Below are 26303 nucleotides of genomic sequence, written 5' to 3' on the forward strand. Positions count from 1 at the left end.
CCCCACCATGCCCACCCCCTCCGCTCTCCCCGCCGAGGTCGCCCGCGACCTCGCCGACTTCACGATCGAGGTCCCCAGCTGGGGCTACGGCAACTCCGGCACCCGCTTCAAGGTGTTCGGCACCCCGGGCACCCCGCGCGATCCGTACGAGAAGATCGCCGACGCCGCGCAGACCCACGCCTTCACCGGCTCGGCCCCTCGCGTCTCGCTGCACTACCCCTGGGACAGGGTCGAGGACTTCGGGGCGCTGCGCGAGTTCGCCACCGAGCAGGGCATGACGCTCGGCATGATCAACTCGAACACCTTCCAGGACGACGAGTACAAGTTCGGCTCCCTCACCCACGGCGACCACGCGGTGCGTCGCCGGGCGATCGACCACCACCTCGAATGCCTCGACGTCATGCGCGCGACCGGCTCGACGGAGATGAAGATCTGGCTGGCCGACGGCACCAACTACGCGGGCCAGGACTCGATCCGTGCCCGCCAGGACCGCCTGGCGGAGTCGCTGCGGGAGATCTACGGCGGCCTGGGCGAGGGCGAGCGCCTGGTGCTCGAGTACAAGTTCTTCGAGCCGGCGTTCTACCACACGGACGTCCCGGACTGGGGTACGAGCCTGCTGCACTGCCTGGCTCTCGGCGAGCAGGCCCAGGTGGTGCTGGACACCGGCCACCACGCCCCTGGCACGAACATCGAGTTCATCGTCGCCCAGCTGCTGCGCCAGGACCGGCTCGGCGCCTTCGACTTCAACTCCCGCAACTACGCCGACGATGACCTGATCGTCGGGGCGGCCGACCCCTTCCAGCTGTTCCGGATCCTGTTCGAGATCACCCAGCAGGAGGCGCACCGCCCGGCCTCGGGCGTGAACTTCATGCTCGACCAGTGCCACAACCTGGAGTCGAAGATCCAGGGCCAGATCCGCTCGGTGCTGAACGTGCAGGAGACCCTCGCGAAGGCACTGCTGGTGGACCGTGCCGCCCTAGCCGATGCGCAGGAGCGCCACGACGTGCTCGAGGCCAACACGATCCTGATGGACGCCTTCTGGACCGATGTGCGCCCAGCCCTGGCCGCCTTCCGCGAGGAGCAGGGGCTGCCGGCCGATCCGTTCGCCGCGTTTCGCGCCTCAGGCTACGAGCAGAAGGTCGCCGCAGACCGCGTGGGCGGCAACCAGATGGGATGGGGAGCCTGAGCATGACCGAGAAGACCACCGCGACCGGCACGATCGCCGACCTGCTGGCCCGCTCCAACACCTTCGGCGCGGACCCGCGAAACACCAACTACGCCGGCGGGAACACGTCCGCCAAGGGGACCGACACGGACCCGGTCACGGGCGAGGTGACCGAGCTGCTGTGGGTCAAGGGATCCGGCGGCGACCTCGGCACCCTCACCGAGAAGGGCCTCGCGGTGCTCCGTCTGGACCGCGTGCGCGCCCTGGAGTCCGTGTATCCGGGCGTGGAGCGCGAGGACGAGATGGTCGCGGCCTTCGACTACTGCCTGCACGGCACGGGCGGCGCCGCCCCCTCGATCGACACCGCCATGCACGCCCTGGTGGACTCCGCGCACGTGGATCACCTGCACCCCGATGCCGGGATCGCGCTGGCCACGGCGGCCGAGGGCGAGCGTCTGACCCGCGAGTGCTTCGGCGAGGCCGTGGTGTGGGTGCCGTGGCGTCGGCCCGGCTTCCAGCTGGGGCTCGACATAGCGGCCATCAAGCGGGAGAACCCGCAGGCCATCGGCTGCGTCCTCGGTGGTCACGGGATCACCGCCTGGGGCGAGAGCTCCCAGGAGGCGCAGGAGAACTCGCTGCGGATCATCGCCGAGGCGACCGCCTTCATCGAGCGCACCGGAACGGACGAACCCTTCGGCGCGCACGACACCTCCCGCGAGGCGCTGGCGGAGGCCGAGCGACGGGCGAAGGCGTCCGCCCTGTTCCCGGTGATCCGCGGGCTCGCCTCGACCGACTCCTCGATGGTCGGCCACTGGACGGACACCGAGGCCGTCCATGAGTTCCTCGCCGGCCGGAAGCTCGCGCAGCTCGCCGAGCTCGGCACCTCCTGCCCCGACCACTTCCTGCGCACGAAGGTGAAGCCCCTCGTGCTGGATCTGCCCTCCGATGCGTCGGTCGAGGACTCGGTGGCCCGGCTCAAGGAGCTGCACGAGACCTATCGCTCCGACTACACCGCCTACTACGAGCGTCACGCCGACGCGGACTCCCCCGCGATGCGCGGCGCGGATCCGGCGATCGTGCTGGTCCCCGGGGTCGGCATGTTCTCCTTCGGGGCGGACAAGCAGACCGCCCGGGTGGCCGGCGAGTTCTATCTCAACGCCATCAACGTGATGCGGGGCGCCGAGGCGATCTCGACCTATGCCCCCATCGAGGAGTCCGAGAAGTTCCGCATCGAGTACTGGGCTCTCGAGGAGGCGAAGCTGCAGCGCAAGCCGAAGCCCAAGCCGCTCGCGACCCGCGTGGCGCTGGTGACCGGCGGCGGCTCCGGGATCGGCAAGGCGACCGCCGAGCGCCTCGTCGCCGAGGGCGCCTGCGTCGTCATCGCGGATCTGAACCTGGCCGGCGCCGAGACGGTCGCCGAGGAGCTCGGCGGCCCGGACATGGCGGTCGCACTGCACGCCGACGTCTCCGACGAGGACGCCGTCGTGGCGGCCGTGGCCGACGCGGTGCTCGCCTTCGGCGGTCTCGACCTGATCGTGAACAACGCGGGGCTCTCGCTGTCCAAGCCGCTGCTGGAGACCACCGCGAAGGACTGGGACCTCCAGCACGACGTCATGGCCCGAGGCTCCTTCCTCATCTCCCGAGAGACCTCGCGGGTGATGATCGACCAGGCCATGGGCGGGGACATCATCTACATCTCCTCGAAGAACTCGGTGTTCGCCGGCCCCAACAACATCGCCTACTCCGCGACCAAGGCCGATCAGGCGCACCAGGTGCGATTGCTCGCCGCAGAGCTCGGCAGCCACCAGATCCGCGTCAACGGCATCAATCCCGACGGCGTGGTGCGCGGCTCCGGCATCTTCGCCGGCGGCTGGGGCGCCTCGCGCGCGAAGGTGTACGGGGTCGAGGAGGACAAGCTCGGCGAGTTCTACGCCCAGCGCACCTTGCTGCGGCGCGAGGTGCTGCCGGCGAACGTCGCGAACGCCGTGTTCGCCCTGACCGCCGGGGACCTCTCGCACACCACCGGTCTGCACATCCCCGTCGATGCCGGGGTCGCGGCCGCGTTCCTGCGATGAGCGGCCCGCAGCACCCCCACGGCCCATCTGGTCGCGGCCCTGCTGAGGTCGGCCCGGCCGCGTCGGGGCGCGCCGGGCCCTGTGCGCTCGCGGCCGTCGACCTCGGGGCGACCTCGGGCCGCGTCATGCTCGGTGTCGTCGTCGAGGGACGGATCGAGCTGGTCCCTGCGCACCGTTTCGACAACCACCTGGTACGGGTCGACGGACACCTGTGCTGGGATCTCGACGCCCTCTGGACCGAGATCCGCCGAGGACTCCGCGCGGCCCACGACCTGGCCGTGGGGCGGGGACTCGGAGGACTCTCCGCGATCGGGGTGGATTCCTGGGCGGTGGACTACGCCCTCGTCGGTCCCGACGAGCGCGACGCCGACGGCTTCCCTGACCCGGGCAGCGGCACTCGTCGCGGCGAGGTGATCGCTTATCGTGACCACCGCACCGACGGGGTCGCCGAGACGTTCGCCCAGCAGGTCTCCCGGCAGCGGCAGTACGCCCTGACCGGCATCGCCCAGCAGCCCTTCAACACGCTCTACCAGCTGCTCACCGACGACCGCGTGGCCGGTCTGCCCGCGGGGTCGACGCTGTTGATGCTCCCCGATGCGATCGGTCATCTGCTGACCGGACAGCGCCGCACGGAGCTGACCAACGCCTCCAGCACCGGGATGCTGCGCGTGGGCGGCGACGGCTGGGCGGAGGAGCTGCTGGCGGCCGCGGGCGTGGACCGGGACCTGCTGGCACCCTTCATCGCCCCCGGCGAGGTGCTGGGCACCGTGCGGCCGGCACTGGCCGGGAAGCTCGGGATCGGGGACGTGCCCGTGATCGCCGTCGGCTCCCACGACACCGCCTCCGCCGTGCTCGCCGTGCCCGCTCACGGCGACGGCCCGGTGGCCTACATCTCCTCGGGAACCTGGTCGCTGATCGGCCTCGAGCTGCCCCCGTCGGCCCCCACCACCGAGGCCCTCGAGGCCGGGTTCACCCATGAGGGCGGCATCGACGGGACCGTGCGGTTCCTCAAGAACGTCGCGGGGATGTGGCTGGTCAGCGAGTCGATCCGGCAGTGGCAGGACGAAGGGCTCGACGTGGACCTCGAGGGACTGCTGGCCGAGGCCGCCACCGGGCCCCCGGCGCGCGCGCTCATCGACCCCACCGATCCGCAGTTCCTGGCCCCGGGGCGGATGGCGGACCGCGTGATCGCCGCGGCGCGACCGACGGGCGCGCGACCGAGCACGCCGGATCCCGTCCTCACCACCCCCGCCGAAGTGGTGCGCTGCCTCCTCGAGTCCCTGGCCCAGACCTATCGGGAGGAGCTGGCCACCGCCTGCCGCCTCGCGGGCGTGGCGCGACCCGAGCGCCTGTACGTCGTCGGCGGCGGCAGCCAGAACGCCCTGCTCAACCAGCTCACGGCGGATGCGCTGGGACTCGAGGTCGTGGCCGGGCCCATGGAGGCGACGGCGCTGGGCAACCTCGCGCTGCAGGCCGCGGCGCTCGGTGCCGTCCCCGCCGGCCGCAGCTCGATCCGCGAGCTGGTGCGCGCCAGCGTGGAGCTGGAGACCTTCCAGCCGTCTCCGGCCTAGGGGCCGGGACGCCGGAACCCGAAGGCGGGGCCCCGCAGAAAGGGGCCCGGAAGGCGCCGTGGTCCCGATCGCTACAGCATCCCCCCACGAGATCCCCGGAGGCGCCCACCACGCCCAGGTGCACAAATCGTGAGAGTCCCGTGAGGATCACCCGAGAGGTATCGCTCCAAGCACATTCATGTCCCATGCTGGTCATGGCGCAGATACTTTGGGCCGCGACGTTTTGCAGGTGACGTACTCACGAGACAGGTTCACGAGCTCGATTGACCTCACAACCCCCCGCCCCGGTGCACGCCCCTGCCGTCCTCGGCACCGGGCGCGCTCACGCGAAGGCGATCCTGCTGGGGGAGCACTCCGTCGTCTACGGCGCCCCCGCCATCGCCGTTCCGGTCAGCAACCTCACCTCGACGGCGACCCTGCGCCCGACGGCCGGCTCCCTGATCAGCAGCTCCCTCTACCAGGGCCCCTCCTCCGACGCCCCCTCGCGCCTCGCCCCCGTCCAGGCCGCCTGGCGGGCCGCGGCGGCTCGGGTCGGCGCCCGCACCGAAGGATTCGAGCTGGTCACCGAGTCCGCCCTGCCGATCGCGCGCGGTCTCGGCTCCAGCGCCGCCATCGCCGCCGCGATCGTGCGTGCGGTCGCGGACGCCGCCGGCATCACGCTCGAGGTGGCCGAGGAGCACGAGCTCATCCAGGAGGCCGAGCGCGCCGCCCACGGCACCCCGAGCGGCATCGATGCCCGCACGGTCGTCGCCGAGACCCCGATCCGCTTCGAGAGGGGCGCCTTCCAGCCGCTCCCCGTCGGCTCCGCCGTCACCCTCGTCATCGCCGACACCGGACAGCCGGGAGCGACCTCGAGGGCCGTCGCCTCGGTCCGGGCCCTGCGCGATCGCGACCCGGCCATGGTCGACACCGCGATCGCCCGGCTCGGCGAGCTCGCCGAGGGATCCGTCACTGACCTGGCCGCCGGGGACCACGCGGAGCTGGGCCTTCGCCTGCGCAGCGCCCAGGAGCTGCTGGTCCGGCTCGGCGTGAGCAGCCCCGAGCTGGATACCCTCGTACAGGCGGCGCATGCCGCCGGCTCCCCCGGCGCCAAGCTCACCGGCGGCGGTCAGGGTGGGTGCGTCATCGCGCTCGCCCCGTCCGTGGCCGAGGCCGGGCCGCTCTCCCGCGCGCTCGAGGAGGCCGGAGCAGCACAGGTGTGGACCACGGTGATCGGAGAGACGGCATGACCACGGCGACGGCACGCGCCCACCCCAACATCGCGCTCGTGAAGTACTGGGGGAAGCGGGACGAGGAGCTCATGCTGCCCGCCGCCGGCAGCCTCTCGCTCACGCTGGACGCCTACGCGACCACCACCACGGTCTCCCTCGAGCCGTCCGCCGCCGGGGACCGCTTCGCGCTGAACGGTGCCGAGGCCGACGCGGGACAGGCCGAGCGCGTCACCCGTTTCCTCGACCTGGTCCGCTCCCGCGCCGGCTCCACCGCCCGCGCCGTCGTCCGCTCCCACAACGAGGCCCCCACCGGAGCGGGGCTGGCCTCCTCCGCCTCGGGTTTCGCCGCGCTCGCGGTCGCCTCCGCCGCAGCCTACGACCTGGACCTCGACCGCGAGGAGCTGAGCCGGCTCGCCCGGCGCGGCTCCGGCTCGGCGACCCGCTCCCTGGTGGACGGCCTGGCGATCTGGCACGCCGGGGACGACGACGCCTCCTCCTTCGCCGAACCGCTCGAGGGACCGGCGATGAGCATGATCATCGTGACCGTCGACCCCGGCCAGAAGAAGATCTCGAGCCGTGAGGCGATGCGGCGCACCGCGCGCACCTCGCCGTACTACACCGCCTGGGTCGATTCGACCGCCCGCAGCCTCGAGGAGATGGCCGCGGCCTGCCGAGCGGGCGACTTCACCCGCGTCGGGGAGATCACCGAGTCCAACGCGCTGCGCATGCACGCCGCGATCCAGGCCAGCGATCCGCCGATCCGCTACCTGCGCTCCGCGTCCCTCGCCGTGTTCGACGCGGTCGAGCAGCTACGCGCCGACGGGGTGGAGGCCTACGCGACGGCCGACGCCGGCCCCAACGTCGTCGTGATCAGCCGCCCCGAGGACGCCCGGGCCGTGTCCCGACACCTCGCCGGCCACGGCGAGATCAGCATCGTCGGCGCCGGCCCCGGCGCCCAGCTCATCACCGAGGAGGACTGCGCATGATCGTCACCCGCGCGCCGGGCAAGCTCTTCATCGCCGGGGAGTACGCCGTCGTCGAGCCAGGGGAGCCTGCCGTGCTCATCACGGTCGACCGCTTCCTGACGGTCCGCCTCACCCCCAGCGACGACGTCGGACGCGTCCATTCGCGCGAGTACGGACAGGCGCCGGTGGTGTGGACCCGCGCGGAGGGCCCCGAGCACCCCGTGAGCATCGTCCTGGAGCATCAGCCCTACGACTACGTGGTCAGCGCGATCACGCTGATGGAGCGGCTGCGCGACGAGCGGGGACTGCCCGCCCACTACTTCGACCTGCACATCGAGTCCGATCTCGACGACTCCTCGGGACGCAAGTTCGGCCTCGGCTCCTCCGCCGCCGTCACCGTCGCCGTGGTGCAGGCCCTCGACCAGTTCTACGGGATGGGGCTGACCCGCACCGAGCGGTTCCGCCTCGCCCTGCTCTCGACCATCACGGTCGCCCCCAACGCCTCCGGCGGGGACGTGGCCGCCTCCACCTACGGCGGCTGGATCCGGTACACCGCACCCGACCGCGTCACCCTGCGCGAGAGCCTCGAGCGTCACGGCGTGACGAAGGCCCTCACCTCCCCCGGCTGGTCCCCGCACCGCGTGGACCGGCTGCCCGATCCGACCTCGCTGGAGCTGCTGGTCGGTTGGACCGGATCGCCCGCCTCCACCGAGCGCCTGGTCGGCGGCGTGCGACCGCCCAGCGGGCGCACGGCCAGCCCCTACGAGAGCTTCGTCGACGAGAGCCGCGAGTGCGTCGACGCCCTGGTCGAGAGCCTTCTGGCCGACGACGGCCCCCGCGCCCTCGAGGTCATCGGACGGGCCCGCCGCCTGCTCCAGCGCCTCGGCGAGACCAGCGGGATCCACATCGAGACCGACGAACTGCGTCTGCTGTGCGATCTGGCCGAGCAGCACGGCACCGCCGCCAAGCCCTCCGGCGCCGGCGGCGGGGACTGCGGCATCGTCCTGGCCCCCACCGACGCCCCGCTGGAGACGCTGCTGTCGGCGTGGGAGACCCACGACATCCGGCGCCTGGACATGTCGGTGCAGCGGCCGGAGGAGAACGGCGATGACTGAGTCCGCGAGCCCCAGCGGGCGCCGCAAGGACGATCATCTGCGCCTGGCCCACGATCAGCAGACCGCCCCCGTGGCCCGCACCGACTTCGATGACGTCCAGATCCTCCACCACGCGCTGGACGGCCTCGACGCCGATCGGGTGCGCCTGGACGTGGAGGTCCTGGAGTGGACCTGGCGCGCACCGGTCTACATCAACGGCATGACCGGCGGCACCGACCGCACCGCGCGCGTCAACCGCGCCCTGGCGATCGCCGCCCGCGAGACCGGCATCCCGATGGCCTCGGGCTCGGTGGGGATCGCGCTCGACGACCCGTCCACCGCACCCGGCTTCCGGGTGATCCGCGAGGAGAACCCCGACGGCTTCGTGATGGCCAACCTCGGCATCGGGCGCAGCGCCGAGGAGGCCCGCCGCGCCGTGGGCCTGCTCGAGGCCGACGCCCTCCAGGTCCACCTCAACGCCGTCCAGGAGACCGTGATGCCCGAGGGCACGCGCGACTTCTCCAGCTGGCCCCGGGCACTGGAGGCCGTGGTCGCCGCTGCCCCCGTCCCGGTGCTGGTCAAGGAGGTCGGCTTCGGACTCAGCCGCCGCACCCTGACCCGACTGCACGACATGGGCGTGCAGCTCGCCGACGTCAGCGGAGTCGGCGGCACCGACTTCGCGCGCATCGAGGACGCGCGCCGTCCCGGAGAGGACTACTCCTTCCTGGCGGGGCACGGCCAGTCGGCCGTGTGCAGCCTGCTGGACGCCCCGGACCCCTCCCCGACGCTGCTGGCCTCCGGCGGTGTGCGCACCCCGCTCGACGTGGTCAAGGCGCTCGCCCTCGGCGCGCGGGCCGCCGGCGTCGCCGGGGCCTTCCTGAAGCCTGCCTACTCGGGCGACGCCGAGGAGGCCACCGCCGTGATCCGCGGATGGCTGTCGCAGCTGACGGAGCTGCTGGCCCTGTTCGGTGCCGACGATCCCGCCGCCCTCACCCGCACCGACCTGCTGCTGCGCGGACGGGTGCGGGAGTTCTGTGAGCTCACCGGCCTCGACGCCGCCGGCTACGCCCGCCGTGATCGCCCGGACACCGAGCCGGTCACCGACCCGACCACCCAGGCGGCCCCGCCGTCGCGACCCAGGACCAGGACATGAGCGAACGCACCGCTTCCTACGACACCCCGGTGCCCACCCGCTGGGTCGGCCCGATACGCCTCAGCGGCAACGCCGCCAGCGGCGAGATCGACGTACCGCTGGCGACCTACGAGAGCCCGCTGTGGCCCTCCGTGGGGCGCGGCGCCAAGGTCTCCCGTCTCGTCGAGGGTGGCATCAGCGCCACCCTGATCGATGCCCGCATGGCGCGCTCCAGCCTGTTCGTCGCCCCCGACGCCGCCGTCGCGCACTCCGCCGACCAGGTCCTGCACGAGCGCCAGGAGCAGCTGAGCGCGACCGTCGAGGCCACCAGCCGCTTCGCCCGCCTGCTGGACCTGCACACCGAGATCGTCGGCAACCTGCTGTTCGTGCGCTTCGCGCTGTCCACTGGGGATGCCTCCGGGCACAACATGGTCACCAAGGCCGCCGAGGCCCTCATGGAGACCATCCTGTCCTGGGACCTGGGGCTCGAGTACGGGTCGATCTCCGGCAATTACTGCACCGACAAGAAGCCCAGCGCCGTCAATGGCGACCTGGGACGGGGCCGCCGCGTCGTCGCCGACATCCTGATCCCGCACGAGGTGGTCGCAAAGACCCTGCGCACCACCGCGAAGCAGGTCGTCGACCTGGTGGTGCGCAAGAACCTCGTCGGCGGAACCGTCGCCGGGTCGCTGCGCTCGGCCAATGCGCACTACGCGAACATGCTGCTGGCGATGTACCTCGCCACCGGCCAGGACGCGGCGAACATCGTCGAGGGCTCCCAGGGCATCACCTTCGCCGAGGAGCGTGAGGAGGGGTTGTACTTCTCCTGCTCGCTGCCGCACCTGATCGTCGGCACCGTGGGCAACGGCAAGAACCTCCCGGCCGTCGAGGAGGCGCTGCGGCGACTGGGGTGCCGCGAGGAGCGCGCCGACGGGGAGAACGCGAACCGGCTGGCGGCGATCATCGCAGCGACCGTGCTGTGCGGCGAGCTGTCGCTGCTGGCGGCGCAGACCAATCCAGGAGAGCTGATGGCGGCGCACGTCGCCATGGAACGACGAACCGCAAAGGGTGACGCATGACGTCGATCGGTATCCATGACCTCACGGTCTCGACGGCGCACCACGTCATCGACCTCGCCGAGCTCGCCGAGGCAGGCGGCGTCGACCCCGCGAAGTTCCGCGTCGGACTGGGGCAGGACCGCATGAGCGTCCCGGCCGCCGACGAGGACATCGTGACCATGGGGGCTGCCGCCGCGCTGCCCCTGCTCGAGCGCCACGGCACCGAGGGGATCCGCACGGTCCTGTTCGCCACCGAGTCGGGTGTGGACCAGTCGAAGTCGGCGGGGCTGTTCGTCCACGAGCTGCTGGGCCTGCCCCGCACCATGCGCGTGGTCGAGTTCAAGCAGGCCTGCTATGCGGCCACCGCGGCGCTGCAGTCCGCCCTCGGCATCGTCGCGCGGAACCCCGGAGAGCGCGTGCTGGTCATCGCCAGCGACGTGGCCCGCTACGAGCTCGACTCCCCCGGGGAACCCACCCAGGGCGCCGGCGCGGTGGCGATGCTGGTCACCGCAGATCCTGCGCTGCTGGCGATCGAGCCGGTCTCCGGCGTGGCCGCGCGGGACGTCGACGACTTCTGGCGCCCCAACGACTCCACCACCGCCGTCGTCGACGGGCGGCTGTCGCTGACCGCCTACCTCGGTGCGCTGACCACGGCGTGGGACGACTTCGCCGCCCGCGGCGGTGTGGAGGTCGCGGAGATCGACCGCTTCTGCTTCCATCAGCCGTTCACGAAGATGGCCCGCAAGGCGCTCAAGGGACTGGCCCAGCACACCGGGGCGGACCTCAAGGACAGCCTGCAGGAGGAGACCTTCCCCTACAACCGCGAGCTCGGCAACACCTACACCGCTTCCCTGTACTCGGGGCTCGCCTCGCTGCTGGACCACGACGACACCCTGGCGGGCAAGCGCATCGGCCTGTTCAGCTACGGCTCCGGGGCGGTCGGGGAGTTCTTCACCGGCATCGTCCAGCCGGGCTATCAGTCGCTGCGGCGGCGTGACGCGGTCGAGGCGGAGCTGGACGGCCGCGTCCCACTGACCCTGGCGGAGTACCGCGAGCTGCATTCGGCCGAACATCCCAGCGACACCGACTGGGAGACGCCCCGCGTGACGCAGGGCCCGTTCCGGTTCACCGGCATCCGCCGGCAGGCCCGGCAGTACGAGGTCAGGCAGGCCTGAGCCTCTGCTCCCGCAGCACGCCCCTCGCCGCGGAGAGTTGCTGTCGGCTCCTGAGTGGTCCACGTCCACCAGTGGGAGCGAGCGGTGCAGGACTCCGCGGTGGCCCCGGAGGAGCCGGGCGCCCCCGATGCCGGCGGCGATCCCGCACGAGCGCGCTCAGCCCGTCGTCGACTCCCGCTCGATGAGGGTCGGCGTGAAGCTCACGTGTCGAGGCGCGGCATCACGGCGGGCGATCTCCTCCTCGAGCAGGGCGAGCGCGGTGCGGCCCATCAGGTCGGCGGGCTGCGCCACCGAGGTCAACGGCACCACGGTGGAACGGGCGAAGGCGATGTCGTCGTAGCCCACGAGCGCGATCTCCTCGGGCACCGCGATCTGGTGGCGGAAGGCGAAGGCCTGCAGCACCCCGACGGCGAGCAGGTCGTTCACGCAGAACACGGCGTCGGGCCGCTCGGCGCGCGTTCGCGCCACCACGGCCTCACCGGCGGTGCGCCCGGCCAGCACGGTGAGGTCCTCGGCCTCGAGCACCTCGATCTCGACGCCGACGCCGGCCGCGGCCCGACGGGCCCCGTGCAGGCGGTCGGCGACCTGCCGCAGGTCCTGACGGGCCGCGACCACCCCGAGGCGGCGTCGGCCCTGGGCGGCGAGGTGCCGCACCGCGATCTCGCCGCCCGCGATGTCGTCGACGCTCACGGAGGAGCCACCGGTGGCGTCCCGGGCGCTCTCGGCGAGCACGACGGGGGTGCCGCGGCGGCGGATGCCCTCGACGAGGTCGTCGGTGCCGCCGGCGGAGGCCAGCAGGATGCCCCGCACCCGCTGCTCCTCGAACAGGGAGAGGTAGAGGCGTTCGCGCTGCTCCCGGTTGCCGGTGCTGCCCGCGATGACCGCGAGCGAGGAGGCCTCCGCCGCCGCCTCGATGCCGCCGACGAGCTGGGCGTAGAACGGGTTCCCGGAGTCCAGGACGATCGCGCCGACGGTGCGGGAATGGCCGAGCTTGAGCTGGCGGGCGGCATCGTTGCGCACGTAGCCGAGCTCGGCGATCGCCGCCTCGACCCGCACCCGGCGGTCGCCGGAGACGATGTCCGGGCGGTTCAGGACGTTGGAGACCGTGCCCACCGAGACGTTCGCCTGCCGCGCGACGTCCTTCATGCTCACCAGCCGGGCTCCGCCCACTCCCCCACGCTCCTCGGATCGAACCCTCCGCCCCGAGGACGCGCCCCGGGACCATGCTGACTGGACCATATCGCGCAGGGCTCAGCCGAGCAGACCCGGTGCCTTCTCGATCACGGACGCGCTCGCGGCTGCGGGATCCATGCGCCCGAACAGGACGTCCTCCACATGGCGGGCCAGGGCATCGTCCACGGCGCCGCCGCCGGGCGGGGTGATCGGCGGCGGGTCGCCCAGCTCGCCCGCGATCGCCTCGATGAAGTCCACGGCCTTGAGATCGGAGTCGGTGAGCTCGGGGACGATGGCCTCGCGCACGTCGAGGTTCGCGGGCACGCCGCGCTCGGCGAGCAGGATCATCCCCGCCTCGGGGCTGTTGACGAGCCAGTCGACGAAGGCCACCGCCTCCTCCTGGCGCGGAGAGGTCGCGGCGACCGAGAAGTACATCGAGGCCTTGTACCAGAGCTCCGCATCGGCAGCGCTGCCCGTCATCGAGGGCATCCGCAGCACCACGGACGCACCGCCGAGCGAGGCGTCCAAGGTGACGACCTGGTTGGACCACTGGGACTGCAGGCCGCACCGGCCGACGGCGAACAGCGACTGGTCGAGGGACTGACCGGTCTCCTCGACCGCGACCGCGGTGGGCGGCGCGGCGCCGCTGTCCTGCAGCAGCAGCGCGAACTCCATCCACTGCTGGAGCTGCTCGGCGGAGTACCCGACCCCGTCGGTGCCGAACCGCTCGGCGCCGAGCTGACGCAGGAAAACCGTCAGCGGCGGACCCCCGCCGGTGCCGAACTGCTGGACCCCGTAGGTGCCCTCCGGGGTGCTCTGCGAGAGCCTGGTGGCGATGTCGACCAGGTCCTCCCAGGTCCAGGTGGTGTCGTCGGGCAGGTCGACCCCCGCCGTCTCGAAGACCTCGGGGTTGGCGAGGAGGACGGGGGCGTTGATCCCGGCGTTGAGGGCGAACAGGCCGTCCTCGACCCGACCGGCGTCCAGCGCCGCCTGCTCGAAGGCGGAGGTGTCGACCTCGGAGGTCGCCAGGTCCAGGAGGATCTCCCGGCTGGCGTACTCGGCGAGGTACCCCTCGTCCATCTGGATCACGTCGGGGGCCTCGCCGCCGGCCACCTGGGTGGCGAGCTTGTCCCAGTAGCCGCTCCAGTCCCCGGGCTCCGCGGAGATGGTGAGATCGGGGGCGACCTCCTGGTACGCCTCCAGAGCCGCTCGCGTGAGCTTGTCGCGCTCGGGGTTCCCCCACCAGGCGAACCGCATCGAGTCCGGGTCCCCGCCCCCGGCGCCGCCCGGGGAGTTCGGCCCGCAGGCGGCCAGGGACGTCAGGGCGGCGAGGGCCGCCGGCAGGGCGAGCGCTGTGCGACGGGTGGGCATCGGCCGATCTCCTTCGATCGTGGGTTCCCGCATCGCGGGCTGGCGAGCCTCGACCCGGGGGTGCCGAGAGTGTAGGCAGGGTTCTTGAAACGTGTAAAGGCTTTCCCGTCCGACGGAGCACACGCTCGAGACCCCACTGCAGCGATTGCACCGATGGTGGGGCACGGAGCGACATCATTCGGTTCGCAAGCGCTTTCCGTGCGAACTGGCCGCCGAACTGGGGGTCGAGCCCCGGAGGCGATCTCGGCACCCGGGTTGTGAGTCGTTTCAAGAGTCGCTACGCTGGCGCCGGCCCCGTTGAGTCGTTTCAGCAAGTGCGCGGATCTCAGGAGCTCCGCGCCACGGAGGCCGACCTCGGTTCGAAGGAGAACAGTGTGCGACCACGAACAGCCCACAAGGCGCCGCCCAGTCCGTGGTGGGTGGCGATCGTCTGCGGCATGGCCTCCTACATCGATGCCGCGGCGATCGTCAGCTCCGGGACGGCTCTCGTCCTCTATCAGCAGACCCTCGGAGTGACCGGCGGGCAGATCGGCATCCTCTCCGCCGCCCTGACGCTGAGCATCGCCATCGGGGCGCTCACCGGAGGCCGGCTCGGTGACCGCTTCGGCCGCCGGAAGGTCTTCATCGTCACGATGGCGATGGTCGTCATCGGCTGCATGCTCCTGGTGCTGGCCCCCGGCTTCGCGGGGCTCTTCGCAGGGACCGTCCTCCTCGGCCTCGGCAGCGGTGCCGACCTTCCCGTCTCCCTCTCGACGATCTCCGAGGCGGCGAGCAGCACCAACCGCGGCAAGCTGCTGGGCTTCTCGCAGATCTTCTGGTTCGGCGGCATCCTCGCGACCAACGCGCTGTCGGCGATCATCGGGGGCCTGGGCCAGCTCGGCGGTCAGATCCTGTTCGGGCACGTCGGCATCGTCGCCCTGGCCGTGCTCGTCCTGCGAGTGACCATCCCGGAGTCCACCACCTGGTCCGAGGCGCATACGGAGCGTGCCTCCGGGGTCGACACGGTGCGCGCGCAACGCACCGGGATCAAGGACGTCCTCGGGAAGAAGATCTTCCTGATCCCCTTCCTCGCCCTGCTGGTCTTCTACACCCTGACCAATATCGGCGCGAACACCGGCGGACAGTTCGGGACCTACATCGCCGTCAACGTGGTCGGTCTCTCGGTCCAGGTCAACTCGCTCATCGGGATCTTCGGCATGCCGCTGGGCATGCTGTGGGGACTGTGGTTCATGCGCATCGTCGATGGCCGCCTGCGCATGCACTACTTCGTGTTCGGGGCGATCTGCCTGGTGGTCTCCTACCTCCTGCCCGTGCTCCTCGGCTTCTCCATCCCCGTCTGGCTGGCGATGCAGGTGCTCAACGGCCTGGGCGGCGCCTTCGCCTTCGAGGCCATCATGAAGGTCTGGAGCCAGGAGTCGTTCCCGACGCTGCTGCGCTCGTCCGTGCAGGGCAGCATCATCGCCGTCGCCCGGGTCGTCGCCGCCGGCGTCGCCCTGGTGACCCCGGCCCTCGCAACCACACCGAAGCTGCTCTACGGCTCCCTCACCGCCGTCGTGCTCATCGGCGTCACCGCAGGCTGGCTCGGGTTCCGCAACTCCCGATTCAGCACCTTCGACATCGAGGAGAAGAACCTGGCCGACGCCCAGGCCGCGCTGTCGGGCGGCGGACTCCGCGCCGACAGCACCTGGACCACGCAGGAACCACCCGTCACACCGCCCATGTCCGCTCCCAGCACCCAGTACGCCCCGACCGAGAGGTGAGCCATGACCACCACCGACACCACGACCACCACCGCCGCCGAGGCGCTGCGCACCGCTCAGGCGATCACCGCCGTCGGCACCGACGGGAGAGCCCCCGTGCTCGCCACCCGGGTCACCCTCGAGCAGGGCCCCCGCACCGTCGCCCATGCCGAGCTGGTCGCCACGGCGCACGGCGTCTACGGCGCGAGCGTCAACGGCGCTCCCGCCACAGAATCCGTCCTGAACCCCGGGTGGACCGTCTACGAGTCCCGCCTCCAGGTCCAGCGCTTCGACGTCACCGAGCACGTGCGCTCCGGCACCGAGGACGTCGAGCTCTCCGTGGTGCTGGGGCGCGGCTGGTTCAACGGCGACTTCGGCTTCACCGACGCCGAAGCCAACTACGGGGACGAGAACTCCCTCCTCGCCACACTGGACATCACCTACCAGGACGGCTCCACCCAGTCGATCGCGACGGATGAGTCCTGGACCGCCACCGATTCCCCGATCACCTTCGCGACGATCTACGACGGCCAGCACGAGGACCGCCGTCTCGGCGCCGGCGACCCCCGCCCGGTCCAGGTCACCGAGATCGACCGCACCAGGCTGATCGAGCAGGCCTCACCGCTGATCACCCGCCACGAGACGCGCCACCCCGAGCAGATCTGGACGTCCCCCTCGGGGGCGACTCTGCTGGACTTCGGACAGAACCTGGTGGGCTGGCTGCGCTTCACCGTCACCGGACCCGCCGGCGCCGAGATCACCCTGCGCCACGCGGAGGTGCTGGAGCACGAGGAGCTCGGCACCCGCCCGCTGCGCTCGGCGAAGGCCACCGACCACGTGATCCTCGCCGGTCACGATGCCGGGGAGACCTTCGAGCCCACCTTCACCTTCCACGGCTTCCGTTACGCGGAGATCAGCGGTTGGCCCGGCACGCTCACGGCCGACGACATCGAGGCTGTCGTGGTGCACTCCGACGTCCGCCGCACCGGCTGGTTCGAGTCCTCGCACCCCGGGGTGAACCAGCTGGTGAGCAATTCGGTCTGGTCCCAGCGGGGCAACTTCCTGGCGGTGCCGACCGACTGCCCCCAGCGCGACGAGCGCCTGGGCTGGACCGGTGACATCGCGGCCTACGCCGCGACCGCCGCCTACCAGTTCGACGTCTCCGACTTCCTGCACAACTGGCTGCTGGACGTGCACGCCGAGGCGAGCCTGCCGCCGCTGAGCTTCGTGCCCTTCGTGGTGCCGGACATCCTCAAGCTGCGCAAGAACGGCGACGATCCCTTCGCCGAGGAGGAGCAGGAGGTCCCCACCGCCATCTGGGGCGACGCCGTGGTGTGGGTCGCGGAGGCCCTGTGGCACGCCTACGGCGATCTCGAGCGCCTCCGCCGGCACTACCCCGGCATGGTGCTGCATCTGGAGTCCGTGGAACGGGCCCTGTCCCCCAGCGGCCTGTGGGACACCGGCTTCCAGTTCGCCGACTGGCTCGACCCGGATGCCTCCCCGCACGACCCCGCGGCGGCGAAGGCCGACAAGGGCGTGGTCGCCACCGCCTGCCTCATCCGCTCGGCCCGTTTCGCCGCCGAGACCGCACGGCTGATCGGCGAGGAGGCGGACGCGTCCCGCTGGCAGGACCTCGCCGATCGCACGCTGAGCGCCTTCACCGAGGCCTATGTGAGCGACGACGGCCGCGTCCTCTCCGACTGCGCGACCGTGTACGCGCTGGCCATCTCCTTCGATCTGCTCGAGGAGTCCACCCGGCCGTTGTCCGCCGAGCGCCTCGCGGAGGTGGTGCGCGAGGCCGGCTACCGAGTCTCCACCGGTTTCGCGGGCACTCCGTTCGTGACCTGGGCGCTGTCGGAGACCGGCCACGTCGAGGACGCCTACCGGCTGCTGCTCGAGGAGGGCTGCCCCTCCTGGCTCTACCCCGTCTCCATGGGCGCGACCACCATCTGGGAGCGCTGGGACTCGATGCTGCCGGACGGCTCCATCAACCCCGGCGAGATGACGAGCTTCAACCACTACGCCCTGGGGGCCGTCGCCGACTGGATCTACCAGGTCGTCCTCGGGATCCGTCCCGCCGAGCCCGGCTATCGCCGGATCCGCATCCAGCCCACCCCGGGCCCCGGCATCGACTGGGCGAAGGGCGCCTACGACTCCGCGGCAGGCCGCATCGAGGTGTCCTGGGAGCAGGCGGCCGACGGGCTGCACGGGCGGGCCACGATCCCCGACGGAGCCGAGGCCGACCTCGTGCTGCCCGATGGCACGACCCGCCCCGTCGGCCCCGGGACGCACACCTTCTGAGAAACCTCGCCGCCGCGATCGTGCGGGCGCCCCGGGGGCCGATCCCCGGGGCGCCCGCATGCGCGAGGTGGGAGGGCCTGCCCCTGCCCCGGCGCATACACGTCCGTCCCGTGGGACGTCCGCACTCGTCCTTCTCGGCGGATGCACGAATCCCCGGCGCGGCGCCGACGCGCGCTGGAAAGCGGTTGACCTGACGGGGCGCCACGACGACACTGGTGACGCCGGCCATGACGGGCGGCCCGCTGGACCGAAAAATTCTCACGTGAGTATCGATCGGAGTCACCTGCCGTGCCCCACGCCGGTTCCTGTCAGGATCCGCTCCGCTCCACCGCATCGTCATCATCGCCTCGTCGCCATGACCACCACTCGACGGCCCGACCGGCTGACCGCGACGTCACCGTCCTGACTCCACCCCTCCGACCCGCACAGGAGAACCCTTGCTCTCTCGTCGATCCGCCTTCGCCCTCCTGGCTGCCGCCGGGGCCGCCCCCGCCCTGGCCTCCTGCGGCCCCAACGCGGGAGGAGCGGCGGACGGCACGCTGCGGGTCTACTGGTGGGGCGGCGACCTCCGCGCGGGAATCACCCAAGAGGTCCTCGACATGTACACCACGGACCACCCTGACCAGGAGGTCTCCCCCGAGTACAGCGAATGGTCCGGCTACTGGGACAAGCTCGCGACCCAGACCGCCGGCGGCAGCGCCCCGGACATCATCCAGATGGACGAGGCCTACATCGATTCCTACGGCTCCGAGGGCTCGCTGCTGGATCTCGAGACAGTCTCCGATGTCCTCGACCTCTCCCAGATGGACGAGGCGATCCTGGAGACGGGGCGACTGTCCGACGGCACCCTGGTGGGTGCTCCGAACGGCTTCAACCTCTACGCGACCGGCATGAACCCCGCGCTGCTCGAGGAAGCCGGGATCGACCTGCCCGACGACACCACCTGGACCTGGGACGACTTCCACACCCTGTGCCAGGAGCTCTCCGAGTGGGGGAAGTCCTCGGGCAACGGCGTCCTGGGGACCAGCGGCTTCGGTCTGGGTGCCGGAGACCTCGCCGCCTGGGCACGGCAGTCCGGCGACCAGCAGCTCTTCCCCCGTGAGGACGAGGAGCTGGTCACCAAGGAGACCATCGTGTCGCTGCTGGAGTTCTGCCGCGAGCTCGCCTCCTCCGGTGCCGCCCTAGAGGCCGGGGCGCAGATCGAGAATTCCTCGGCCAGCCTCGAGCAGGGCCTGTTCGCCACCCGGGGCTGCGTCTTCCAGCAGGTCCCGAGCTCCCAGATCCTCACCTTCCAGGACTCCACCGGAGACCCGCTGCAGCTGCTGCGCATGCCGGCGCGCACCAGCGGCGAGTCGAAGATGGTGAACAAGGCGTCGATGTACTGGTCGCTCAGCGCGACGGCGGCCGATCCCACGGCCGCGGCGGAGCTGACGAATTTCCTGCTCAACGACGAGGGAGCGGCCGAGGTGCTCAAGATCGAGCGCGGCATCCCGGCGTTCCCGGCGATCCAGGAGGCGGTGCGCCCGCTGCTGACCGAGAACGCGCTGATCTCGCTCGACTTCGCCCAGGAGATGCAGGAGGAGGTCGTCAAGCCGCCGGTGGTGACCCCCGCCAGCGGCGTCGGCTTCGGGGACCAGTACACGCGGCTCGCGGAGGAGTCCCTGTTCGAGAAGCGCTCGACCTCCGACGTCGCCGACGAGATGCTCGAGGTCCTCACCGGGATGCAGCCCGAGCGCTGAGGCGCACGCGGTCCGGTGCGGCCCTCATCCCAGGTCCCCGCGCGCGGCCGACCGTGGGCCAGATGACGCTCGCCGAGGACCATGTGGTCATTCGACAGTCATGAGCCGCTGACCTCCCTGTGCGGAAGCCAGCGGCCCATGACCCCACTCCGATCGGGGGAGATGTCGGGAGCCCACCTCACTCCTCGACGGGCGTGATCTCCCCGCGGAACATCTTCAGCACCACGAAGTTGTCGGCATACGGCGCGTTCTCCAGGATCGGGTCCCCCGGCTCCGGGAAGCCCTGGACCCGCTCCCCCTCGAGCGCAGGGTTGTTCCCGTACCGCTCGAAGATCGGGATGATCGGCAGCAGCTCGTTGAACGCCAGCGCCGCGACGGAGACGTTCTTCGTCTGCTCCTCGACGTCCAGACCCTGCCCGGAGCGGGTCACCAGCTTCTCGAGGTCGACCGTCCCGGCGGAGGTCTCCACGTTCTGCAGCGGAAAGGCGTAGCCCTTGCCGCCCTGGTTCTTGGCGATCGGGATGTTGTGCACGAACAGGTCCTGCACGAAGGAGAAGTGCGGGTGGGGATGTGCCGAGGAGCCCCAGGCCTCGATCGCCATCTGGAAGTTGCCCTTGTCGATGTCGATCGGCGCCTGCTTGTCGTCGAGCCCGCGCGCGGTCACCGGGATGCCGAACTCCGAGAGCTGCTCGGCGATGTTCTTGCCCGAGGCCGACCAGTCCGCGAAGGTCGCCGGGAACTGGATCTCGTAGGAGGCCTCCGTGCCCTCCGGCGTCTTCCAGACCTCGCCCTCCTTGGTCCAGCCCGCCTCCTGCAGCAGCTGCGTCGCCTTCTCCAGGTCCTGCTCGTAGGTGTCGATCTTGCCCTTGACCTCGTCGGTCAGCCACTTGTCGACGAAGTTGTCGGAGAAACCGACCATGTTGACCACGGCCTTGCCGGAGTCGGCCAGGGCGATCTGCCCGTTGATCTCCCGGTCGATGAGGTAGGCGAAGGCCTTCCGGGTGCGGACGTCGGCGAACTCCGGGAACTGGTCCTGGTTCAGGTACAGCGCGGGCCCGGAGTACACCGGCGGTCGCAGGATCGTGTAGCCGGCGGCCTCGAAGGGCTCCTCCGAGGCCGGGGCGAAGCCGTGGGTCGCGTAGTCGACGTCGGCGGACTGCACGAGCGAGGTGACCTCGGTCGTCTCCCCGGCGTACAGCACGACGGTGTCGAAGGTGACCTTGTCGGCCCCGTAGCCGGACTCGTTGCGCACCAGCGTCAGCTCGGTGTTGGTGATGGTGTCGTAGTCGAAGTCGTAGGGCCCCGAGACGATGACGTTCTCGGGCTTGAAGGTCTGGAACTCGGTGCCCAGCTCCTCGCCGTCGCCCTCGTCCATCGAGCCGCCGGCATCGACGATGGCCTTGGCGCGATCGGCCCACTCCCCGTACTGGGCGGTGGAGATGATGTTGCTCTTGAGCACGTAGCGCTCGAGCACCGCGGGCGGGTCCTCGAAACCGACCACGACGGTCGTCTCGTCGGGCGCCTCCAGGCTGGTGATGAAGTCCCAGGCCGGGGAGCGCTGGATGAACTGCAGGTAGAAGGTGGTCAGAAAGTCCTGGGAGGTGACATCCGAGCCGTCGGACCACGTCAGCCCCGGCTTGACCGTCAGGGTGAGGGTGCCGCCCTCGGCGTCCAGCTCGTGCGACTCCGCGAGCAGGTACTCCCACTTCTCCTCCGCCCAGAGCCACAGGGCCGCCGGCGGGACCAGCAGGTCACGGTAGAGGCCGTCACCGATGATGCTGGTCGGCACGCCCGCATAGGGGAGGCCGGCGAAGTTGAAGTGCCCCTCGGGCGGCGGCATGAAGGGCCAGGCGCCGTGGAAGGCGGTGCTGCCCCCTCCGCCTCCGCCGCCCTCGGGGGTGGCGGGCGAACAGGCGGCGACACCTGCTCCTGCGGCCGTGGTCAGGCCGACCGCCTTCAGGATGTCGCGTCGACTCCAGGTGGTGCTCATGGATTCTCCTTGGTTGTGACGACCGGGTCGTCGGTGAGATCGGCGATCGCCTCGTCGCGATGCCGGCGTCGGGAGCTGAGTCGTCGTGCGAGGACGGAGCCGACGACGATGCCGAGTCCGAGCAGGAGCGCGAGGATGCTCACGATCCGTTCCCCGGTGCCGGCCTCCGTCAGAGGGAGCATGAGGGCGGCACCGACCCCCACGAAGCAGCCCAGGGACAGCAGTGCGCGCGTGGCGGTGTCGATCACGGTCGCGCACCTCCTGGATCGCCGGTCCCGGCGGCGGCGGGCTGCGGGTCGGTGACGACCATGCAGGCGACGTCCTGGGGCGGGGCGGCGGGCGAGGACTGCAGCACCGGGATGCGTTCGCGGCAGCGGTCCTCGGCCAGCGGGCACCGCGGGTGGAAGGAGCAGCCGCTGGGGAGGTCGGAGAGGCTGGGGATGTCGGCGCTGAGCAGCCCACCCCCGGCCTTCTTCTGCCGGGCCCGCTCCGGGTCCGGCTCGGGCACCGCCTCCAGCAGCGCCTTGGTGTAGGGGTGCTGGGGAGTGTTGATCACCTGCGGCGTGGGCCCGACCTCGACGATCTTGCCGAGGTACATCACCGCGGTGCGGCCCGCCCAGGCGAAGTACTTCGCCAGCGCGAGGTCGTGGGTGATGTAGATGAAGCCGACGCCTTCCTCGGTGCGCAGTCGGGTGAGCATGTTCAGCAGGCTCACCCGGATGGAGACGTCGAGCATCGAGGTCGACTCGTCGGCGATCAGCAGTCGCGGCGAGAGGGTCAGGCCCCTCGCCACGGAGATGCGCTGGCGCTGGCCGCCCGAGAGCTGGTGGGGGAACTTCGCGCGGTAGCTCTCCGGCGGGGTGAGGTCGACCGTGGTGAGCAGCTCGTCGACCCGCTCGTCGACCTCGGAGGCGCTGCGGGCGAGCCCGTGGCGGCGCAGCGGGATCGACAGGGTGCTGTGCACGGAGCGGATCGGGTTCAGCGAGGCGTAGGGGTCCTGGTGGATGTACTGCACGGAACGCCGGTACTCGTGCCGCTCCGCCCGCGTCATCTCGGCCAGGTCCTTTCCCTCGAACCGGACGCTGCCGGAGCTCGGGGAGGCGAGCCCGGCGGCCAGGCGCGCGGTGGTGGTCTTCCCGCTGCCGGACTCGCCGACCAGGCACAGCACCTCTCCCTCTCCCACGCTCAGCGAGACGTCCGAGACCGCCGGGAGGTCCTTGCCCTTGACGTGGAAGACCTGGGAGGCGTGGTCGAGCTCGATCAGCGGGGCGGCGGCCGACGGGGAGCCGACAGGGGCGTCCGTGGCGGCTCGGGGCGCGGGATCGGGGGCGGTCTCAGGCACGCGCGATCACCTTCCGTTCGTGGTGGACCTGGTCGTGGTGGATGCAGGCCGCGGCGTGGGTCATGTCCGCGGGCCGTTCGGTGAGCGTGATCAGCTCGGGCTCGGCCTGCAGGCACTCGTCGGTGGCGAGCTCGCAGCGAGGGGCGAAGGCGCAGCCGGGGGGCAGGGTCGCCAGGGACGGCGGGGCGCCGGGGATGGAGGCCAGCTCCGGCAGGTCGCCGCTCACCGGCGGCACCGCGTTGATGAGCTTGGAGGTGTACGGGTGCTTCGGGGCGGAGAAGATGTCCTGCGTCGAACCGGTCTCGATGACCGTCCCGGCGTACATGGTGATCACCCGGTCGGCGAGCTCTGCGGCCAGCGCGAGGTCGTGCGAGATGAAGATCATCGCGAAGTGGAACTCGGCGCGCAGCTCCGCGAGCAGGTCGATCACGGTGCGCTGGGTGAGGATGTCCAGCGCCGTCGTGGGCTCGTCCAGCACCAGCAGCCGGGGGCGCAGCAGCAGGGCGGTCGCGATCAGCGCCCTCTGCTTCATCCCCCCGGAGAGCTCGTGGGGGAAGCTGCCCAGCACCCGTCGGGGTTCGAGCCGCACCGAGCGCAGGGCCTCGGCGGAGCGCTCGAGGATCTCGCGCCGGCCCGGCCGGCCCTGCGCGTGGTCGCTCAGCGTCTCGGCCATCTGCTGGCCGATCGTGAGCACGGGATTGAAGGCGTTCTGGGCGCCCTGGAACACCATGGCCGCCTCGGACCAGCGCCATCGCCGCAGCTGGTTCTGCGTCATCGCGGTCACGTCCCGGGCGCGGCCGTCCTCGCCGGTGAAGGTCACCGAGCCGCCGGTGATCTCCCCGAGGGTGGGCAGCAGGCGCAGCAGTGCGAGCCCGAGGGTGGTCTTGCCGCAGCCGGACTCTCCGACCAGGGCGAGGGAGGACTCGGGGTAGAGGTCGAAGCTCACCCCGCGCAGCGCGCGCACCGACGTGTTCTTGCCGGTGCGGTAGGCGACCTGGAGGTCGCGCGCGGACAGCACGGGAGAGTCGGCGGCGGGCCCGGTGGGATCCGGCGCCGCGGGGTCGGGCGTGGTCGGTCCGGGCGCCGTGGGGTCCGTCGTCGTGGTCACGGGCGAGGCGGGGTCGGGCGTCATCGCGGGCATCAGCGGTCCCTCAGTCGGGGGTTGAGGATCTCTTCGAGGGTGCGGGTCAGGAGGATCAGGCCCAGCTGGAGCAGCACGATCATCGTGACCGGGGCGACGATGTAGGCCACCGCGTCGGGGTTGAACATCGCGCCCTTCGTCCACGCGTCGTTGATCATGATTCCCCAGTTGGTGCCCTTCTGCGGGGCCAGGCCCAGCAGGTACAGGCCGACCATCGCGTAGATCGCGTTGGTGACGGCGATGATGAAGTTGATCAGGATGTAGCTGGCCATGTTGGGGACGATCTCGCCGAAGACGACGCGCACCCAGCCGACGTCGAGCAACTGCGCCGCCTCGACGAACTCGCGCTCCTTGAGCGAGAGCACCTGGGCACGGATCGAGCGCATCAGCACCGGCCAGGTCAGCACGCCGATGATGACGCCCAGCAGCATGGGTGAGTCGAGGCTGTAGAAGGCACCGACCACGGCCAGCAGCACGATCTGCGGGACCGTCATGACGATGTCGGTCAGCTGGAGCATCGCGGCGTCGAAACGGCCGCCGAAGTAGCCGGCGAGGGAGCCGATGGCCACTGCGATCACCGTGGTGATGGCGGCCGCGAGGAATCCGACCATCAGCACGGTCCGGCCACCGATCACCAGCAGGTGGAGGGTGTCCTTGCCGGTGCCCTCGAGGCCCAGCCAATGCTGGGCGCTGGGGGCCTCCCAGGCCCGGCTCGCATCGCCGGGGACCTCGGTGCCGACCACGAGCGGGCCGACCAGGGACAACAGCAGGATCGCGACCACCAGGCACAGGCCCAGGAATCCGGACGTGCTGCGAGTCAGCTCGTTCAGCAGGCGGCGCAGCGGGCTGGTCCCGGCGGCCTTGCCGGTCGCGGGCGGGGGGACCGTCGCGGCCGCGGTGGTGGGGACGGGCGGCGCGTCGGCGCTCATGAGGCACCTCCCTCGCCGAGCCGGATCCGGGGATCGAGCGCGGCATTGATCAAGTCGGCCGCGAGGTTCGCGAGCACGACGGTGATGGTCACCACCAGCAGCACCCCCTGGATCGTGGGGTAGTCGCGGGTGTTGATCGACTCGAACAGCAGCAGGCCGATTCCCTCGTAGGAGAACGTCTGCTCGACGAAGATGGCGCCGCCGACGATGAATCCGGCCTGGGTGGCGATCTGGGCGATCAGCGGCAGCAGGGCGTTGCGGCCGACGTAATGGGCCTGGATGCGGCTCTCCTTGAGGCCTCGCGCCTTCGCGACGGTCACGTAGTCCTCGCCGAGCACCTGCGTGGTGGAGGCCTTCATGATCAGCGCCCAGGTGCCCACGGTGGTCAGGACGTAGGTGATGATCGGCAGCGTCGCGTGGTACCCGATGTCGGAGAGGAAGCGCAGGGAGAACTCGGCGTCCACACCCGGCGAGACGTTGCCGCGCATCCGGGTGTAGTCGATGATCTGGAGCTGCACGGCACCGACCACCACGATGAGGATCGCCAGCAGGTAGTTGGGGATCGCGTGGAATCCGCTGCCGATGATCGAGACCGCGTGGTCGATGATCCCGCCGCGGCGGTAGGCCATGATCATCCCGAGGATCAGGCCGACGGTGATGGAGATCAGCAGCGCGATCCCGACGCTGTAGAGCGTCCACGGGAGGTACTGGGCGATCTTGTCCATCACCGTGACCCCGGGCGTCGCGATCGAGCTCCCCATGTCGCCGCGGAGCAGTCCGCCGAGGTAGTCGAGGTACTGCCGCCAGATCGGTGTGGAGGGGTCGAAGCGGAAGAAGTTGCTGGCCTCGGCCGCGGCCTGCTCGTAGCTCTTGCCGTACAGGGCGATCTGCTGGTTGATGTAGACGTCGACCGGGTTCCCCGGCAGCAGCCGCACCATGAGGAACACACCGGAGGCGACCACCCAGACCACGAACACCGACCGCAGGAGTCGACGCAGGATGAAGGAGTGGTAGATCCTGTGCCCGAGGGACGCCGCAGGGCGTCGCGGTGCGGCGGTCCCCGGTGGGGCCGCGGACTCCGGCGGAGCCGCAGAGGTCGGAACGTCAGCGGTCATTGCTCTCCTCGACAAGC

The 26303-nt window shown here is 71.0% G+C and carries 20 protein-coding genes; 12 read left to right on the forward strand and 8 right to left on the reverse strand.

The window, feature by feature from the left end; translation table 11 throughout:
- The first annotated feature begins 7 nt into the window (after positions 1 to 7).
- The 9 genes from rhaI (at position 8) to JOF43_RS01760 (ending at position 11446) form a co-directional block, all read left to right on the forward strand.
- Positions 8 to 1186, forward strand: a complete 1179-nt coding sequence (gene rhaI / locus JOF43_RS01720) for an L-rhamnose isomerase (protein ID WP_209898212.1) — start codon at positions 8 to 10, stop codon at positions 1184 to 1186.
- Between the two features lie 2 nt (positions 1187 to 1188).
- The gene (locus tag JOF43_RS01725) at positions 1189 to 3240 is read left to right on the forward strand and encodes a bifunctional aldolase/short-chain dehydrogenase (protein WP_245353987.1); all 2052 of its coding nucleotides are present in this window, start codon (positions 1189 to 1191) and stop codon (positions 3238 to 3240) included.
- A complete protein-coding gene (locus JOF43_RS01730; RefSeq protein WP_209898219.1) occupies positions 3237 to 4811 on the forward strand; it encodes a rhamnulokinase in 1575 nt (524 codons plus the stop codon). Before JOF43_RS01725 ends, JOF43_RS01730 begins: the two co-directional genes overlap by 4 nt.
- A gap of 263 nt (positions 4812 to 5074) precedes the next feature.
- Positions 5075 to 6040: a mevalonate kinase gene (gene mvk, locus JOF43_RS01735; RefSeq protein WP_209898221.1), complete on the forward strand. Its 966-nt coding sequence runs from the start codon at positions 5075 to 5077 to the stop codon at positions 6038 to 6040.
- Positions 6037 to 7008, forward strand: coding sequence for a diphosphomevalonate decarboxylase (gene mvaD / locus JOF43_RS01740; protein ID WP_209898224.1), 972 nt, complete (start codon positions 6037 to 6039; stop codon positions 7006 to 7008). Before mvk ends, mvaD begins: the two co-directional genes overlap by 4 nt.
- Positions 7005 to 8102, forward strand: coding sequence for a phosphomevalonate kinase (locus JOF43_RS01745; protein ID WP_209898228.1), 1098 nt, complete (start codon positions 7005 to 7007; stop codon positions 8100 to 8102). Before mvaD ends, JOF43_RS01745 begins: the two co-directional genes overlap by 4 nt.
- Positions 8095 to 9234: a type 2 isopentenyl-diphosphate Delta-isomerase gene (gene fni, locus JOF43_RS01750; RefSeq protein ID WP_209898231.1), complete on the forward strand. Its 1140-nt coding sequence runs from the start codon at positions 8095 to 8097 to the stop codon at positions 9232 to 9234. The genes JOF43_RS01745 and fni overlap by 8 nt, the downstream gene beginning before the upstream one ends.
- Positions 9231 to 10292: a hydroxymethylglutaryl-CoA reductase gene (locus JOF43_RS01755; RefSeq protein WP_209898233.1), complete on the forward strand. Its 1062-nt coding sequence runs from the start codon at positions 9231 to 9233 to the stop codon at positions 10290 to 10292. Before fni ends, JOF43_RS01755 begins: the two co-directional genes overlap by 4 nt.
- Positions 10289 to 11446 (forward strand): hydroxymethylglutaryl-CoA synthase, encoded by a 1158-nt coding sequence (locus JOF43_RS01760; protein ID WP_209898236.1) that lies wholly within the window; start codon positions 10289 to 10291, stop codon positions 11444 to 11446. Before JOF43_RS01755 ends, JOF43_RS01760 begins: the two co-directional genes overlap by 4 nt.
- Positions 11447 to 11602: 156 nt before the next feature.
- Here JOF43_RS01760 and JOF43_RS01765 read toward each other — a convergent pair whose 3' ends face one another.
- Positions 11603 to 12592: a LacI family DNA-binding transcriptional regulator gene (locus JOF43_RS01765; protein WP_245354168.1), complete on the reverse strand. Its 990-nt coding sequence runs from the start codon at positions 12590 to 12592 to the stop codon at positions 11603 to 11605.
- Positions 12593 to 12697: 105 nt separating this feature from the next.
- Entirely contained in the window at positions 12698 to 13990 is a 1293-nt protein-coding gene (locus JOF43_RS01770) for an ABC transporter substrate-binding protein (RefSeq protein ID WP_209898242.1), read from the reverse strand.
- A gap of 374 nt (positions 13991 to 14364) precedes the next feature.
- On the opposite strand from JOF43_RS01770, the gene JOF43_RS01775 reads away from it, so the two are divergent.
- From JOF43_RS01775 to JOF43_RS01785, 3 genes are all read left to right on the forward strand, one after another.
- Entirely contained in the window at positions 14365 to 15750 is a 1386-nt protein-coding gene (locus tag JOF43_RS01775) for an MFS transporter (RefSeq protein ID WP_342592060.1), read from the forward strand.
- A gap of 3 nt (positions 15751 to 15753) precedes the next feature.
- Positions 15754 to 18030 carry a family 78 glycoside hydrolase catalytic domain gene (locus tag JOF43_RS01780; protein ID WP_209898245.1) on the forward strand — a complete coding sequence of 759 codons (2277 nt, stop codon included), beginning with the start codon at positions 15754 to 15756 and terminating at the stop codon, positions 18028 to 18030.
- A 437-nt stretch (positions 18031 to 18467) separates the two neighbouring features.
- The gene (locus JOF43_RS01785; protein ID WP_209898248.1) at positions 18468 to 19769 is read left to right on the forward strand and encodes an ABC transporter substrate-binding protein; all 1302 of its coding nucleotides are present in this window, start codon (positions 18468 to 18470) and stop codon (positions 19767 to 19769) included.
- A gap of 178 nt (positions 19770 to 19947) precedes the next feature.
- On the opposite strand, the gene JOF43_RS01790 is transcribed toward JOF43_RS01785, so the two are convergent.
- The 6 genes from JOF43_RS01790 to JOF43_RS01815 are packed head-to-tail and all read right to left on the reverse strand — an operon-like array spanning position 19948 to position 26286.
- Positions 19948 to 21759: an ABC transporter substrate-binding protein gene (locus tag JOF43_RS01790; protein ID WP_209898252.1), complete on the reverse strand. Its 1812-nt coding sequence runs from the start codon at positions 21757 to 21759 to the stop codon at positions 19948 to 19950.
- On the reverse strand, positions 21756 to 22007 hold the full coding sequence (locus JOF43_RS01795) for a hypothetical protein (protein WP_209898255.1): 252 nt from the start codon (positions 22005 to 22007) through the stop codon (positions 21756 to 21758). Before JOF43_RS01795 ends, JOF43_RS01790 begins: the two co-directional genes overlap by 4 nt.
- On the reverse strand, positions 22004 to 23101 hold the full coding sequence (locus JOF43_RS01800; RefSeq protein WP_209898258.1) for an ABC transporter ATP-binding protein: 1098 nt from the start codon (positions 23099 to 23101) through the stop codon (positions 22004 to 22006). Before JOF43_RS01800 ends, JOF43_RS01795 begins: the two co-directional genes overlap by 4 nt.
- Positions 23094 to 24242, reverse strand: coding sequence for an ABC transporter ATP-binding protein (locus JOF43_RS01805; RefSeq protein ID WP_209898261.1), 1149 nt, complete (start codon positions 24240 to 24242; stop codon positions 23094 to 23096). Before JOF43_RS01805 ends, JOF43_RS01800 begins: the two co-directional genes overlap by 8 nt.
- Positions 24242 to 25171, reverse strand: a complete 930-nt coding sequence (locus JOF43_RS01810; RefSeq protein WP_209898264.1) for an ABC transporter permease — start codon at positions 25169 to 25171, stop codon at positions 24242 to 24244. Before JOF43_RS01810 ends, JOF43_RS01805 begins: the two co-directional genes overlap by 1 nt.
- Positions 25168 to 26286 carry an ABC transporter permease gene (locus tag JOF43_RS01815; protein WP_209898267.1) on the reverse strand — a complete coding sequence of 373 codons (1119 nt, stop codon included), beginning with the start codon at positions 26284 to 26286 and terminating at the stop codon, positions 25168 to 25170. Before JOF43_RS01815 ends, JOF43_RS01810 begins: the two co-directional genes overlap by 4 nt.
- Between the last annotated feature and the right edge of the window lie 17 nt (positions 26287 to 26303).

Source organism: Brachybacterium sacelli, assembly GCF_017876545.1.
GTDB lineage: Bacteria > Actinomycetota > Actinomycetes > Actinomycetales > Dermabacteraceae > Brachybacterium > Brachybacterium sacelli.

Bases quoted from the DNA above. Each gene is read 5' to 3' on its own strand.
- JOF43_RS01810 (WP_209898264.1), bottom strand. From the start codon at position 25,171: ATGAGCGCCGACGCGCCGCCCGTCCCCACCACCGCGGCCGCGACGGTC.
- JOF43_RS01815 (WP_209898267.1), bottom strand. From the start codon at position 26,286: ATGACCGCTGACGTTCCGACCTCTGCGGCTCCGCCGGAGTCCGCGGCC.
- fni (WP_209898231.1), top strand. From the start codon at position 8,095: ATGACTGAGTCCGCGAGCCCCAGCGGGCGCCGCAAGGACGATCATCTG.
- JOF43_RS01730 (WP_209898219.1), top strand. From the start codon at position 3,237: ATGAGCGGCCCGCAGCACCCCCACGGCCCATCTGGTCGCGGCCCTGCT.
- JOF43_RS01725 (WP_245353987.1), top strand. From the start codon at position 1,189: ATGACCGAGAAGACCACCGCGACCGGCACGATCGCCGACCTGCTGGCC.
- JOF43_RS01790 (WP_209898252.1), bottom strand. From the start codon at position 21,759: ATGAGCACCACCTGGAGTCGACGCGACATCCTGAAGGCGGTCGGCCTG.
- mvaD (WP_209898224.1), top strand. From the start codon at position 6,037: ATGACCACGGCGACGGCACGCGCCCACCCCAACATCGCGCTCGTGAAG.
- JOF43_RS01760 (WP_209898236.1), top strand. From the start codon at position 10,289: ATGACGTCGATCGGTATCCATGACCTCACGGTCTCGACGGCGCACCAC.
- JOF43_RS01770 (WP_209898242.1), bottom strand. From the start codon at position 13,990: ATGCCCACCCGTCGCACAGCGCTCGCCCTGCCGGCGGCCCTCGCCGCC.
- JOF43_RS01805 (WP_209898261.1), bottom strand. From the start codon at position 24,242: ATGCCCGCGATGACGCCCGACCCCGCCTCGCCCGTGACCACGACGACG.
- JOF43_RS01745 (WP_209898228.1), top strand. From the start codon at position 7,005: ATGATCGTCACCCGCGCGCCGGGCAAGCTCTTCATCGCCGGGGAGTAC.
- rhaI (WP_209898212.1), top strand. From the start codon at position 8: ATGCCCACCCCCTCCGCTCTCCCCGCCGAGGTCGCCCGCGACCTCGCC.
- JOF43_RS01765 (WP_245354168.1), bottom strand. From the start codon at position 12,592: ATGAAGGACGTCGCGCGGCAGGCGAACGTCTCGGTGGGCACGGTCTCC.
- JOF43_RS01755 (WP_209898233.1), top strand. From the start codon at position 9,231: ATGAGCGAACGCACCGCTTCCTACGACACCCCGGTGCCCACCCGCTGG.
- JOF43_RS01780 (WP_209898245.1), top strand. From the start codon at position 15,754: ATGACCACCACCGACACCACGACCACCACCGCCGCCGAGGCGCTGCGC.